This is a genomic window from Halpernia humi (assembly GCF_900108025.1).
In the GTDB taxonomy this organism is placed as follows: Bacteria; Bacteroidota; Bacteroidia; order Flavobacteriales; family Weeksellaceae; genus Halpernia; species Halpernia humi.
Map to the genome: position 1 here is coordinate 429,093 of NZ_FNUS01000002.1, position 14,861 is coordinate 443,953.

The 14,861-nt window shown below is 32.2% G+C and carries 8 protein-coding genes and 1 tRNA gene; 6 read left to right on the forward strand and 3 right to left on the reverse strand.

Annotated features, from left to right (window positions below):
* Positions 1–7: 7 nt before the first annotated feature.
* The 5 genes from C4S29_RS06960 to C4S29_RS06980 all read left to right on the forward strand — a co-directional run bounded on the left by C4S29_RS06960 (position 8) and on the right by C4S29_RS06980 (position 10,559).
* Complete coding sequence (locus tag C4S29_RS06960; protein ID WP_233740501.1) at positions 8–847, forward strand: M23 family metallopeptidase; 840 nt, start codon at positions 8–10, stop codon at positions 845–847.
* Positions 837–1,532 carry a hypothetical protein gene (locus C4S29_RS06965; RefSeq protein ID WP_103913409.1) on the forward strand — a complete coding sequence of 232 codons (696 nt, stop codon included), beginning with the start codon at positions 837–839 and terminating at the stop codon, positions 1,530–1,532. Before C4S29_RS06960 ends, C4S29_RS06965 begins: the two co-directional genes overlap by 11 nt.
* A gap of 10 nt (positions 1,533–1,542) precedes the next feature.
* Positions 1,543–4,131 carry a JAB domain-containing protein gene (locus C4S29_RS06970; protein ID WP_103913410.1) on the forward strand — a complete coding sequence of 863 codons (2,589 nt, stop codon included), beginning with the start codon at positions 1,543–1,545 and terminating at the stop codon, positions 4,129–4,131.
* Positions 4,132–4,209: 78 nt separating this feature from the next.
* On the forward strand, positions 4,210–4,920 hold the full coding sequence (locus tag C4S29_RS06975; protein ID WP_394338662.1) for a hypothetical protein: 711 nt from the start codon (positions 4,210–4,212) through the stop codon (positions 4,918–4,920).
* On the forward strand, positions 4,920–10,559 hold the full coding sequence (locus tag C4S29_RS06980) for a toprim domain-containing protein (protein WP_233740502.1): 5,640 nt from the start codon (positions 4,920–4,922) through the stop codon (positions 10,557–10,559). The genes C4S29_RS06975 and C4S29_RS06980 overlap by 1 nt, the downstream gene beginning before the upstream one ends.
* Before the next feature lie 112 nt (positions 10,560–10,671).
* On the opposite strand, the gene C4S29_RS06985 is transcribed toward C4S29_RS06980, so the two are convergent.
* A tRNA-Gln gene (locus tag C4S29_RS06985) sits at positions 10,672–10,742 on the reverse strand.
* Between the two features lie 155 nt (positions 10,743–10,897).
* On the opposite strand from C4S29_RS06985, the gene recA reads away from it, so the two are divergent.
* On the forward strand, positions 10,898–11,905 hold the full coding sequence (recA, locus tag C4S29_RS06990) for a recombinase RecA (protein ID WP_103913411.1): 1,008 nt from the start codon (positions 10,898–10,900) through the stop codon (positions 11,903–11,905).
* Between the two features lie 56 nt (positions 11,906–11,961).
* Here recA and fmt read toward each other — a convergent pair whose 3' ends face one another.
* Together fmt and C4S29_RS07000 are read right to left on the reverse strand one after the other, a co-directional pair.
* Positions 11,962–12,909: a methionyl-tRNA formyltransferase gene (fmt, locus tag C4S29_RS06995; protein ID WP_103913412.1), complete on the reverse strand. Its 948-nt coding sequence runs from the start codon at positions 12,907–12,909 to the stop codon at positions 11,962–11,964.
* A 9-nt stretch (positions 12,910–12,918) separates the two neighbouring features.
* Entirely contained in the window at positions 12,919–14,823 is a 1,905-nt protein-coding gene (locus C4S29_RS07000; protein ID WP_103913413.1) for a RecQ family ATP-dependent DNA helicase, read from the reverse strand.
* Between the last annotated feature and the right edge of the window lie 38 nt (positions 14,824–14,861).

A 14,861-nucleotide genomic window follows, 5' to 3' on the forward strand; every position in this document is an offset into this window, starting at 1 on the left:
GATAAATATGAAATTAAAAATTTCAATTCTTGTAATAACATTTCTTTTTACCCAAATGATGAATGCGCAATTCAACACATTAACGCGCACTGTTAGTAAAAAGGATATTTCCGCAACAGAAAATCTAAATGATTTAAAAAAAGAAACTATAGAAATCACTAAAGAGGGAAAGAAAAACAGTCTCTTGAATATATTTAAATCTACATCAAAGGTAGAATTAAAAAAAGAAATTGATTCTCTAAAATCAATAATGATGAAAAATAATTCATCAAAAATCAAAGATCAGAAATTTGATTTTAAAAGGATTGAAGATTCCTTAATACTCATTCTAAAAACAAATGCGAATGTAAAAAACATTTCAAAATCGGTCAAGACTTTTGGTTTTATTGATGATAATGAGCAGAATTTAGTTTCCAAAATTCACATGCCATTAAAAAATGGAATTTCTGTGACATCGTCTTATGGAAACCGAACTCATCCGATTTTTGGCGGAAGAAAGTTACATAATGGAGCCGATTTGAAAGCAAATTACGAAAAGGTTTATTCTGTAATGGACGGCAAAGTAACCGCTTCAGGTTGGGATCCGAAAGGTGGAGGAAATTACATTAAAGTTAAACATTCGGATTCTTTTGTAACGGCCTATCTGCATCTTTCTGAAATATATTATAAGGTAGGAGAATTCGTAAAAGCAGGATTTATCATTGCAAAAAGCGGCAATTCTGGAAACTCGACTGGTCCGCATTTACATTTTTCTGTGATTGAAAATGGCAACTATATCAATCCAATACGATTTCTGTACGATTTAATTAAAGCAAATAATCTAATAGCACAAAATTATGCAAACTAACAATTTACCTACAGACGAACTAAAGAAATACGGGATTGTAGAACCTGATAATTCCTTCTCAAAAAAACTTTCCGCAGAAGATATTCAGAAATTCCTTCAGGGATATACCATTGTAGCAGACAATGAAAAAAACAGAGCGACTTTTCAACTCGTCGAAAATAACAGCCGATTGAATGTGGTTTTTCTGGAAAGGGATAAAAATATTACTAGCATTTTGGCAGAAAGCAAGGAAAGGATAGAATATTCAGAAATAAAGGATCTGTCTAAAGGCAACAACCAATTAAATTTTGAAAAGAAAGCCTTTGTGTTTGATAAGGAAACGAATAAGGTAATTGAGTTTGACCTAATAAAAAACGCACTGGAATTGACTGCAATCATTGCCGATAAAAAAGATATTTCTGAATTAAATCGCTACAAAACAGAACTTCTAAAATTGAAAGGTTTTTTACAGGACAAAATTGATCAATACCCTGAAATAGCAAAAGAAATTATTAACGATTTAAATATAGTTTCAAAAGAAATAAATGCGGTAAACTCAATCTCACAAACAAATCCGAAACAGGAGAAATCAGACATTGAACTAAATGTGAACGATCCGGATTTGTTTCAAGATGCAAACCGGGAGCATGAAGAAGAAATGAAAGAAGAAGAAAATAGAGAAAAGTCAAGAGGTTTTAGACGTTAATTAATTTAAAATGAGAATCACTTTAGACGTTGGAAAATACAATGAAAATAAGGAATCACCCGGTTTTCAGAAAATGGATTTTGAATCCATAGATGAAGCAATTGCTAATCTTGAATTTATGAAAATGGGGTTCAACTATTTTAAAAATGGTGAATCGCTCAAAGTCAGGCTCGAGGAAGGAAGCAAAGTTCACCTGATTGATTATGATGCTGTGGTGCCAATTAATGAACTGCGACAAGAATTGTATGAAAAATATAGTAAAAATGTAGGACAAGATGAACAACAAATTCACACGGATAATACAGCAGAGAAAAAGAAATTATCGGCAAATTCGAATTTTGCATTTGAGGAGGATGAAACTACGCATTATGCGAAAACATCCTCGGGAGAAAAATTACCCTTCAAACTTTTTAACGCCGGCGATACTGGTTCCGGATCCAATTTATTACGGGAACCGCAAAATTCTCTTCAATCCACAGATTTTGCATTAATAGAAAGAAGGTTTGCAGAAAATAAATCATTGCAGTTATTCGGAAATGAAAAAATTACAAGTGTAGATGATGTAGCGTGGCTTTTTAAATCTTTGGAAAATGAAGCCGTTGAACATGCATTTTTAGTTTACGATTTTAAAGACAAAGGTTATTTCGTACAGCATATTTCTACTGGAACATTTGATGCAGCCTTTGTTGATAACAGATTAATGATCGGTAATGTGCTGGAAGTAAATCCTTCTTCAATTACTTTAGTCCATAACCATCCGAGTGGAAATTTAAAAGTTTCCAAAGCAGATATTGATTGCATTAGAAAATTGAGAGCAGCATTGGATGATTCAGATATAATCGTAAACGATGGTGTCATAATTAATTTGAGAAGTGGAAAGTATGTGGTTTTTAATGAAATATTTGAAGATAAAATGGAAATGAAATCCAATCCAAATGCCCTTCAGGAAATTCAACCCTACTCATTTAGTAAACAGGTTTTAGTTGAAAATTATCAGCCAGAAAAAATAACGAGTTCGGCAGATATTGCCAAATTTATCACTTCTCAAAAATTCGGAATCTCTGATAAAACCGAAATGTTGATCATCAATAATCAATTAAATATTGTTGGGAAATTTATTATGCCTCCGGAAAATCAAGTTGGTTTTATCATAGGTAAAGTAGCAAAGTTTGGGGGAAATAAATGCATTCTTTATGGTAATAACATCACGCCGGAAGAAGTGAATAAATATAATGAAAAACTTCAATTTTCTAATATTGAGATTTTAGATGGGCTTAAATTTAAAAGCGAAAATGGTAGAAAAATGTATGATTCTTTTGCGGATAGTGGTTTAATAAATAGTGTTTCGAATAAGTTGGGTACTACAAACGAAGCCGAAGTAAAATATACGAGTAAACCAGAAGAGATAAAACTTTCCTGGCTTGATAAAATTAAGATCCAGAAAAGCGAAGCCTATAAAAGTTTTGTAAAAGAAATGAAAGAAACGAGTCCAGAATTTTACTTTCAGGATGGCGAGCGAATTTTCACTGCACAAGAAAAGAAATTTCAACTTTATTATAACCAAAATCAAAACAAGATCTTGAGTGAGGATCAATTTAGACTGTCTGAACTATCAAGTGATGACTCTTTAACAAAATCATTTTCAATTAAAACAATTCCCGAGGTTTTAAAAAATTTAAGAAATATTTCATTTTCTGAAAATCAAACTTACACTTTAATAGAAGGCAAGGGAATGAAGAAATTTTTTATTTCATCGCCAGAAGATTTGCAAAGCGCGATTGATGTTCTTTCTAATAGACAATCGGCAACACATATTACAATTAACAATAACAATTTAAAATCAGAAATTATGGAAAACAAAGAATTTGACCAGGTAGATTATTTACAAAACCAGTTAAAATATTTAGGTTTTGGTGAAGGTGAAAAACTTCACAAAGATTTAAAAGCAGGAATAGATTCGGTGGAAAATCAATTTGAACTTAAGACCAGTTCAGACAAAGCATCACTCGGAAATGAAGTGGACTTCACTTTAAAATTCAACAAAACAGAAAGTGGCGGTGTATTTCTAAATTCCTACAAAGCAGTTTTGAATAATGATAAGGGTGAAGAAATCTCACAGAATTTCAAGGTGAATAGAGAGAATACATTTACAGCAAAGGAGGCGGTAAATCTGTTAGAAGGAAGATCGGTAAAAATTGAATTTACTAATCCAAAAACAGAGCAGTTGGAACCGGCTTTTGTAAAACTAAATTTTGCAGAGCCGAAATCAGAAAATGGCAATTATAATTTTCAAAATTTCTACAAAAATTATGGCGTCGATACTGATCAGATTGTAGAGAAATCTAATCTGATTTTCGATAAGCCGGAATACAAAGAAAGCACTATAAAATCTTTGGAGAAAGGTAATGTGGTAAAAGTAAAATTTGAATTGGACGATAATGTTGTAGAAGGCAAAGCAGTGCTTAATCCGCAATATAAAAATTTGAGTATTTACGATAATGAGATGAATCGCATTAATACAAATAAGCCTTTAGAAGGTTTGGAAAATGATAATAAGCATGATAAAGGCAATGTGAAAGAGCAAAGTATTAAGAGATAAAAACCGTATAAATTAGTTTTACAAACGGTTGACAAAATTATTATCAACCGTTTTTTTTCTTTTAAAAGCAAAAAAAATATGTTTAAAAAATCATCAAAATCATTTCGAATTTCTGCCGGATTCAATATCACAATGTTGTTAATTTCTTTTTTTGTTCTCTACTCCTGTAAAGAAAAGATCAAACCTGAAAAAGGCGGACTCGATTTAATTTCCAATGTTTATGTAGATGCTTCTAAAGGTTTAGACAAAGTTCAGAATTTTCATATTTCAAGAATCAACTATTCAGGTTCAAATATTTTGGAACTGATTCCAGATTTGAACTTTCCAGAGTTAACAGAAAATATTTTCTACATAAAGGATTCAATTTATTACAAAATTGGAACTGAAAATAGTGGCAATACTATTCTTTCAGAAATTTCTAAAAAGCAACAACCGCTTTTAATTAAAAATAAGATTGAAGGCGCTATATTTTCAAAGGACTGGATCCCTAATTATAAGAATAAAAAAAATTTGTCGGACACTATTTTATTCAATAAAAGTTATAAAAGATTTGAAGTGAATTCGCCCTGGACGTACTCTAGATTTTACATTTATCCTACAGATACGATTCTACCTTATTCCTTGTATAAGCATGCAGAAGAAGATTATGGCGGTAGATTAGAGCGTATAGATTCTTACAATAAAAAGAAAGACGTTTTTGTTACGCTTCAATTAATAACAAGAAAAAATTGGGACAATGAAGCCAAAGAAATTTTTGATTTTAATGCTTTTGTAAAGAAGAAAAAGTAATGGCAGAAAAATCTCTTTTCTATTCTGATGATGAAGTTCAACAAATTTCCAACAATATTTCTTTGGTTGGTTATTTTCAGCATTTACAGGATCGAAATGTTGTGAAATTTGACCGCAAAATTGGGAACGAATATTATTTTTTGACAGATGATAACAAATTTTCTGTTTCAGCAAATGGCTACTATGATTTTAAAACAGATGAAGGCGGCCAGATTTTAAAAGCAGTAATGAATTTTGAAAAATTAGATTGGAAAGATTCTCTGGAATTCGTAAAAAACTTTAATCAAAACTTTATGCAGTACGACACTAATGGGAGAAATATGCAAACAGATTTGTTGAAAGATGAAAGCAAATCGCTAGAAATACGCATTACAAATTCATTTATTCCAAACAATGAGAGATTGATCGCCTATTTTGAAGGTAGGGGAATTTCAAAGCAGACTTTGGTAGACCATACAATTCAAGTTCACTATGAAATTGGTGATAAAAATTACTTTGGAATTGGAACTGAAAATATTTCCGGTGGTTTTGAAATTCGTAATTCTTTGATGAAATCGAAGATTGGCAAAAACGATGTTTCGGAGATAAAAGGAACGAAAGAAGAATTAGTAGTTTTTGAAGGAATGACGGATATGCTATCTTTTGTGCAACTTTTGCATATCAATAATCAAAAGAACAGCAGAATGCTCGTAACACTTAATTCCACAACAAATCTTGAAAAATTTTTAGATAGATACCAAGATTATGACGGCAAGATATTTCTTTGCCTGGACGGTGATAAAGCCGGAAACCAAGCCACAGAAAAAATTCTAAACACGTTATCAGATAAAGATGTGAAAGACATTCGTTCACTTTACCATATTTCAGAAAATGGAAATAATGATTTGAATGAGTATTTGCAAAATAAACTTAAAATTCAGAATAAAAATATTAATTTAGTAGAACAAAATTCCGAAGAAAATGAAAACATCAAAATCCACTCAAGAACAGGTAGTAGAAAATCTGGCGAGAATCTCAAATCCGAACAAGAGGCAAGTAACAAAAGCGGACAAAGTTTGGGCAGCGAAAATGTTGGGAATGGATCTGCAGAATCAAAGCGAATCGATTTACCAAGAAGAAGAATCGGAAAATCCATTAGAAACTCACAACAAGAAAATGCTTCAAAAGATGAAAGCGGAGAAACTAAACTGGGTGGAAAATTAGAAAAAACTTTTAATAGTCCGTCTGAATTAGAAATTTTAATTCAAAAATACAGGGGTCAAAAACTGACCAATGAACAAGTCGCAGAAGTAGTTTCGGTGGCTTGTTTTGTTTCTGAAAATGGTAAGATTTTAATCAATGAAAATATTTTAATCACAGATGATCTGAAAGAAATTTGCAATCAATTTCAAAGTGGTGGTACCGCCAAAGAAGGTCGTGGAATTCTCGATGAATATTATACCGATAGTAAAATTGTAGATGCAGTTCAAAATTTAATTTCAGATCAATTTAAAAATAGGAAGGAAATATCTGTTTTGGAGCCAGGTGTTGGTACTGGCAAATTCATTAATGGAGCAGAAGGTTTAGCAATAAAAACGAATATTACTGCATTTGAAATCAATGAGGTTACCGCCAAAATTGCAAAAATATTTCATCCGGAAGCAGAAATTAATCTTCGGTCTTTCGAAACAGAATTCATTGATGAAAAGGGCGTTAAAAAAGAAGTAACTGAATTTTCTGAAAAGTATGATCTGGTAATTGGTAATCCACCTTATGGCGAGCATAGAGGCCTGTACAAAGGTTTAGGTGAAGAAAGTAAAATATCAAAGTACGAGGATTATTTTGTAAAGCGTGGAGTAGATTCTTTAAAAGAAGGTGGAATCTTGGCAATGGTTGTTCCCTCTGGCTGGATAAACCGACAAAAAAAGTTGAGCAATGCTGAATTATTGAATGCTTATCGTTTGCCAAGTGGTGCTTTTGCAGGAACGCAAATCGGAACTGACATTATAATTCTTAAAAAAGACCGCCAGTCTATCAATCAAAATATTTCTGATTATTTTGAAAACAATCCACAAAATATTTTAGGTGAAATAAGAGAAAAAACCAATCGCTTTGGGCGTTTGGAATTCTATGTTCATGGTAAGTTAGACGAAGCATTAGGACTTTTAAATAATCTGCGAAAAAAAAAAGAAAACGTCCGCATTGGAAATCTTTTTGAAGATTTAGAAATAAATGAAAATATTACTGCAAAGAAGAAGGAAGCAGAAGATTTTGTTCCAGAAATACCGCTGAATATTTCAAATAAAACAGAGAATGAAAACGAAAAACTCAAAGATGAAGTTTTAGAAAAATTAGAGAAAGTACTATTCAATCTGAATACTGTAAAATTTAAGTCACCGTCTGTACTTGCTCAAATAAATCAATTTTTAAACTTAAAAGGTCAAATTTCTGGAGAGGGTGAAAGAATATCAGATGTTAAATTAAAGGAGATATTAGCAAAAACAGATAAAATACTTCAGTCGCAAAAAATCAAAATTTCTGAATATGAAATTCAGTCGCAACCATTAATAAAGAAAGGCATTCTAAAATACCAATTTGCCAAAGATGATCAAATTGTGGATGCGTCTTTACAAAACAGTTCTGATATAACTGATGTTCAAATTGCGGCATTTAAGGCTACTTCCTATGATGGAACAATTGAAAATCACACCAGACATTTTGAGTTTGCAAACTTTCAGAACGGAAAATATATCCATGATTTTTATTACGCAGAAGGAAATATTTATGAGAAATTGGATCAACTTGAAAAGGATTTTAAGGAAGATTGGGGAATCGGAGGTTTGGAAAAGAAACATTATGAGAAGCAAAAGGCACTTTTAATAAATGTACTACCTAAACTGAAAACATTAGAAGAAATTTCCATTAATCCTAATCACGAGTTTGTTCATAAATTCAATTTAGGTCAGATTGAGAAAGAACAATACAATCATGAAAAGCGCGAAACTGAAATGGTCGTGGTGGAGTACAATCTTGCCGAAAAATTTAAAGATTTTGTAAACAATCTTCCGAGCGAGGCTTTTGCAGGATCTTCTTCCTGGGAAGTTAGAAGTTTTGTAGATAATGAAACGGTTACTGGTAGTGATAAGGAGAGAAATGCACTAATTAGAGAACGTAGAAAAGTTGCAGCAAAAGATTTATTTTCAAAATTCATTTCAGAAGAATTATCTGATGATTTAAGAGAGCGATTTGTAAAGGAATTCAACAAAAATTACAATCACATTCACGTGCCTGATTATTCAAAATTTCCTTTATTTTCAAAGATCTACCAAAACTTTAAAGGAACAGAATTAAGATTGACAGAAGTTCAAAAATCTGGAATAGGAAGACAAACGACCAAAGGTGTTGGACTTTTGGCGCATGAAGTTGGGTTCGGAAAAACATTATCTGGCATACTTTCTTTACATGAAGCGATGCAACGTGGAAACTCAAAAAAACCATTAATTGTAGTTCCAAATGACAGTATTCTGAAACAATGGGTAGAAACTATTTTTGAAACAATTCCAGATGCTAAAGTCAATGTTCTGGGTAATTTGGGTACTGATTATGATCTCTCGAAGTTCGATAATAAAGAGGGAGAAATAACCATAGTAACTTATGCTGGGTTTAATAACATTGGATTCTCAAATGAAATTACCGAAGAACTGTCCTCAAAATTCAAATACATTTCAGCAAGCGAATTGAAGGGCGTTACAAATACAGAAAGAGAAGAACAGATTGAGTTACAAAAAGAGAAAGAGATCGAAGGCAAGATGAAACGTGGAAAAATTTATGATTGGGAAGATTTTGGTTTTGATCATTTAACCTACGACGAAGTTCATAACGCCAATCATATTGTTGGAAAGGTGAAGATTGAAGACAGACGTTTTTCTTCAGATTTTAGAAATCAAAATCAACAAACTTCAAAACTTGGTATTAATACTTGGATGGCAGCCCAATATATTCAGGATAAGCAAAATGGCAGAAATGTAACTCTACTTTCAGCAACGCCTTTTACTAATAAACCTTTGGAATATTATTCAATTTTATCATTAATAGCCAACAAAAGATTAGAAGAGTCAGGTTATTTCAATGTAAATAATTTCTTTGAAACTTTTATGGAGGCGGACAACGATATGGAAATTGACGCAAAAGGAGATATTAAATTCAAGGCAAATGTTAGACGATTTAAAAACAATCAATTATTTCAGCAACTACTTTCAGAATTTATAGATATCAAAGGCGAGGAGGATAATTTAGAATTAATCCGCCCTAATAAAATTAATAAAGAATATAAAATTGAACAGAATGATTTGACGAAAGAGCAATATGAATTACTGAACGATAATTTTGATTCAGAAACGCCTGGGGCAATCTTAACCCACATTTTAAATGCTCGGTTAATTGCTTTCTCACCTTATTTATCAATTTATTATGATGGTCAGGAACCAACTGTAACTGGATTTATAGAAAATTCACCAAAATTATTTGAGATGATGAATCTGATCAGACAAAATAAAGAAGATATCTCTAATTCTGGACAGATCATATATTCTGAATTGGCTGTGGCACAATTTCCGAAATTGAAAGAATATCTAATACAAGATCTCGGATATAAACCCGATGAAGTAGGTATTATTACTGGCGGAACGAGTAAAAAACAACGGGTAGCAATTCAAGATGATTTTAATGCCGGCAAAATTAAAATTGTAATTGGAAGTGAAGCCATTCAAGAAGGAATGAATTTGCAGGAAAATACGACGGATGTGTATATGCTTACATTGCCTTACAATTTTACATCTTTACGACAAGTTGAAGGTCGAGCGTGGAGACAGGGAAACAAAAATGAAAATGTGCGCATCAATTTTATGCTTACGAATGATAGCATTGATGTTTTTATGTTGCAAAAATTACAGGCAAAACAAGCGAGATATTTAGAGGCAATGAAAAAGGGTGCAAACGTTTTAGATATCTCTGATATAAGCACACATGAACTAAAAACTTCGATCATTACAAATCCTGAAACCAGAGCAAAAATTGAAATTGAATTGCTGAAAAGAAAATTAGAGAGTGAGAAGAGTAAATTTGTTGCCGATAGTGCTTTTGTTTTAAGAAAATATGAAGATTTTACAAAAGTCCAGAGTGAAGTTGCGAAAGCACAGAATTCTTACGATAGAATTAAAGATTATGCGACAAACACCGAAGACAGTAATTCTGATTACTGGCAAAACCAATTACCGTTCTATCAAAAATCGATTGATTTAGCAAAATCGGAAGTTCAAAATACCATTGCAAATCTTGCTTCAAAAGGAGTAAATGTGACAGAGATAGAAATACAGACTGAAATGACTGCGGAAAAGATTGCAATTATTGAAGCGCAGATTGAGGAGTTGCCTCTAACAAAAAATGCGCTAATCATTCAATATAAAGAAGAAAAGGAATTACAACTGAAGTTAAATGTGAATAGGAATTATGTTAAAGATAGACAAGTAGAAAATGAAAACTTATTTGCTGTAGAGCACAGTAGGAATGCAGCAAGTTTAATTTCTAAAGAACTAATTCAGAATAACAATATTTACGAAAGTGACACTCTAAATCAAAATAGATTTGCAGCGAGAAGATGATTTACAAAATATCTTTATTAGACAAAACTATAAAAAAAGGAAAAAATCGGGAACGTTAGTCCCCGATTTAGTCCCCGATAATGTTAAGTTACTGATTTACAGTAGTTGTTTGTAGACCCACAGGGATTCGAACCCCAACTGACGGTACCAAAAACCGGAGTGCTACCGTTACACCATGGGTCTGTTTTAATTTGGTGGTGCAAATCTAAAATTATTTTTTAAATCAAGCAATTATTTTTTGATAAATTCTAAAAAAAAAGTTTATTAAATTTTTACGTCGGTATTTTTGTTCGTTTTTAAAATTAAATTTCCGTATTTTTACATTCTAAATATTATAAATGGCTACAGCAGAAGATAAGAAAAAAGCATTGAGTTTAGTGCTCGAAAAACTAGACAAAACATACGGAAAAGGTACTGTAATGACACTTGGCGACGGTGCCATCATAGAAGATATTGAAGTGATTCCTTCAGGTTCTCTGGGCTTAGATTTGGCCTTGGGAGTTGGTGGATATCCAAGAGGAAGAGTTATAGAAATTTATGGGCCAGAATCTTCTGGGAAAACAACTTTAACTTTACATGCAATTGCAGAATCTCAAAAGCAAGGCGGAACAGCAGCGTTTATTGATGCAGAACATGCTTTTGATAGAGGTTACGCCAAAAAATTAGGGATAAATTTGGAAGACCTAATTATTTCGCAGCCGGATAATGGTGAGCAAGCCTTGGAGATAGCGGATAATTTAATCCGTTCTGGCGCAGTAGATATCGTTGTTATTGATTCTGTGGCTGCTCTTACGCCAAAAGCCGAAATTGAAGGCGAAATGGGAGATTCTAAAATGGGGCTTCACGCTAGATTAATGTCACAAGCATTAAGAAAATTGACGGGAACAATTAGTAAAACAAAATGTACCGTAATTTTCATCAACCAATTGAGAGAAAAAATTGGTGTGATGTTTGGAAATCCAGAGACCACAACTGGTGGAAATGCTTTGAAGTTTTATGCTTCTGTGAGAATTGATATCAGAAAAGCGAGCGCACCGATTAAAAATGGTGACGAAGCAATTGGTAGCCGAGTGAAAGTGAAAATTGTAAAAAATAAAGTAGCGCCACCTTTTAAAATTGCAGAATTCGATATTATGTACGGAGAAGGTATTTCTAAAGTAGGTGAAATTTTAGATCAAGGTGTAGAACTGGGCGTTGTTCAGAAAAGTGGTTCGTGGTTTAGTTATGATAGTACTAAGCTTGGCCAAGGACGCGATGCCGTGAAGGATGTAATAAAAGACAATCCTGAATTAGCGGAAGAACTAGAAACCAAAATAAAAGCAAAAATTAAGGAAAATAAAAAATAATTTTTGATAAAATATTTTAAAGCCGGCTAATATTAGTCGGCTTTTTTTGTAAATATTTAAATAATTTCAATGTTTTCAAAGTCTCTGAATCCATTTAAAAAATCCTTAACAGACATCCTTTTTTTTCCTTCTAATTGAATTTCTGTTGGTTTATAAATTCCATTTTTAGTAGAAATATTAAAGTCTTTTTTAGATATAAGTAATGTTCCAGGAATAAGGGAATTATTATTTTCTTCAAAAGTACCAGCAAATATTTTTAAATTTTTTTCTTCACCATTTATTTTAATGGTTGTAAAAGCCGCGGGATAGGGAGAAAGTCCTCGAACGAAATTATAGACGCTTTCAACGGGCAAATTCCAATTAATTCTCGTATCATCTTTAAAAATTTTGAACGCATTTTTTGGATGTTCTACTATCGGCTGCAGTTTTTCTGTAATGTTGTTTTCTGCTAAGCCATCAAGTGTTTTCACGATAAGATTAGCGCCTAAATGCATCAATCGGTCGTGAAGTTCTCCGGCGTTTTCAGTTGGTGAAATCGCCAAACTTTCTTGTAGTAAAATATTTCCTTCATCAATTTTTTCATTAATAAAAAAGGTAGTTGCACCAGTTTTTGTTTCGCCGTTCATAATAGCATAATTGATTGGCGCTGCGCCACGATAATCGGGTAGAAGAGAAGCGTGTAAATTAAAAGTGCCTAATTTTGGCATTTCAAATAAAATTTTAGGCATCATTCTAAAGGCAACCACTACAAAAACATCTGCTTCCAGATTTTGTATCTCTTCCAAGAAATTCGGATCTCTTAATTTTAAAGGTTGAAATATTTTAAGGCCTTGTTCTTCTGCATACTTTTTTACTGCTGAACTGTTGGTTTTTTGCCCTCTTCCAGACTGTTTATCGGCAACTGTTACAACGCCTACAATTTTGTGATTGGAGTGAAATATGGCTTCTAATGAATTTTTTGCAAATTCTGGTGTTCCAAAAAATACCACTTTGAGGTTTTTCATTTATAAATTTTAGTTTTGTGCTAAAGTATAAGTTTTATAGTTGGCCATTTTAATTTTACCTAAATCTAAAAGTAAAATTACGTTTTCCATGATTTTTTCTGCCGAAAATTGGGTTAATTGTACGCTTATTTCCTCAAATGTTAAATTTTGTTTCTCCAAAACATTTAGGATAGAATTGGAAATTGTTTCTGGTTTTAGACTTTGCTTTTTTGAGAGGCAAACAGAACACATTCCGCAATTTTTGGTAGATTTTTCGCCAAAATAGGATAGTATCAGTTTCATTTTGCAGTAATCTTTATTCTGCATAAAAAATTTCATTTCTTCCCATTTTTGAACTTTATTTTTTTGAATTTGTTCAAAAAGCGACCAATAAGAATTTTGCATCAATCGTTCGTTTCTATGTTTTAAAAAAGTAACAGAAGCCGCTTCGCCGTCAGAATATTCAAGATAATTGTTTTTTTGTAATTCTTTGATTCTTTCTTTTATTAAATGTTTGCTGATCTTTATTTTTTGGGCGAGATAATCTTCATCAAATGAAACTTTATAGGTAGAAAGGCCAGTAATATTTCTAAGTAAAAGTTCCAAAAAATGTGCGTCTTTTGCTGGTAATAATTCTAAATCTTGAGAAGATATTTTGAGTTCTAATAAGGAAGTAGATTTTTTATTTTTATAATAAATTATTTCTTGGGTGTGTAGAAAATTCAGAATATTTCTAATTTTAGCAAATGACAATTTTGTGAAATTCTGAACATTTTGCAGTTTCAGTTCAAAAGTTTGTTCAGGAAGTTCGTTTTCTGCGATTTGAAAAGTGGAATATAAATAAGAAGTAATGGCTAAAAATTCTTTTTTGTTTGGTATAGAATTAAATAAAATATCATCAATATCGCTTATTTCTGATTTGTTCCATAATAGAAAAGCATAACTCGGAAGTCCATCGCGGCCGGCTCTACCAATTTCTTGGTAGTAATTTTCAATGGACGCAGAAGGTGAGAGGTGAATGACGAATCGCACATTATTTTTATCGATGCCCATCCCAAAAGCATTGGTTGCTATGATGACATGATTTTCGCTTTGCAACCAGAATTCTTGAACACGATTTTTATCCGCAGTGGAAAGACCGGCGTGAAAATAGTCTGCATTTCTTTTTTGTGATTTTAAATAGGCGCATAAATCTTCTGTTTCCTTTCTGGTTCTTGCGTAGATGATGCCAGAAGAGTTTGCAAATTTTAGTAAATTTAAAATCCGTTCATATTTATTTGAAATTTCATCTACATAAATGTTAATGTTGTTTCGCAGAAAACTTTTTTGAAATATCTGAACTTCTTTTAATTCTAATTTTTTATCAATTTCTTTTAAAACCTTTGGTGTTGCAGTGGCAGTAAGTGCCATACAAGGAAGATTTTTGTAATTTCTTCTAAATTTTGCAATGTTTTGGTAGCTTGGTCGAAAATCTTGTCCCCATTCTGAAATACAGTGCGCTTCATCAACGGCAATAAATGAAAGTTTGATATTTTCTAAATATCTCAAAAAGACAGGATCTGTTAATCTTTCTGGCGAAACGTAGAGTAATTTTGTAATTTCATCTCTGCAGTTATTGTAAATGGTTTCAGTTTCAATTTCGTCTAGGTCTGAAGAAATAAATTCGGCTTCTATACCACGGTTTTTTAATTGTGCAACTTGATCTTTCATTAATGAAAGTAATGGTGAAATGACGAGGCAAGTGCCTTCAAGTAATATTGCTGAAAGTTGATAACATAAAGATTTTCCGCCGCCTGTTGGTAATAATACTAATGCGTCTTTGCCAGAAATTACAGTATTTATTATTTCTTCTTGGTTGGAACGAAACGCTGAAAATCCCCAAAAATGTTGAAGTGCATTTTTTTTCAAAGCATCATATTTTTGGTCTGAAATCATTTGGTAAAAGTATAGAAATTTTATAAAGAAAAAAAGCC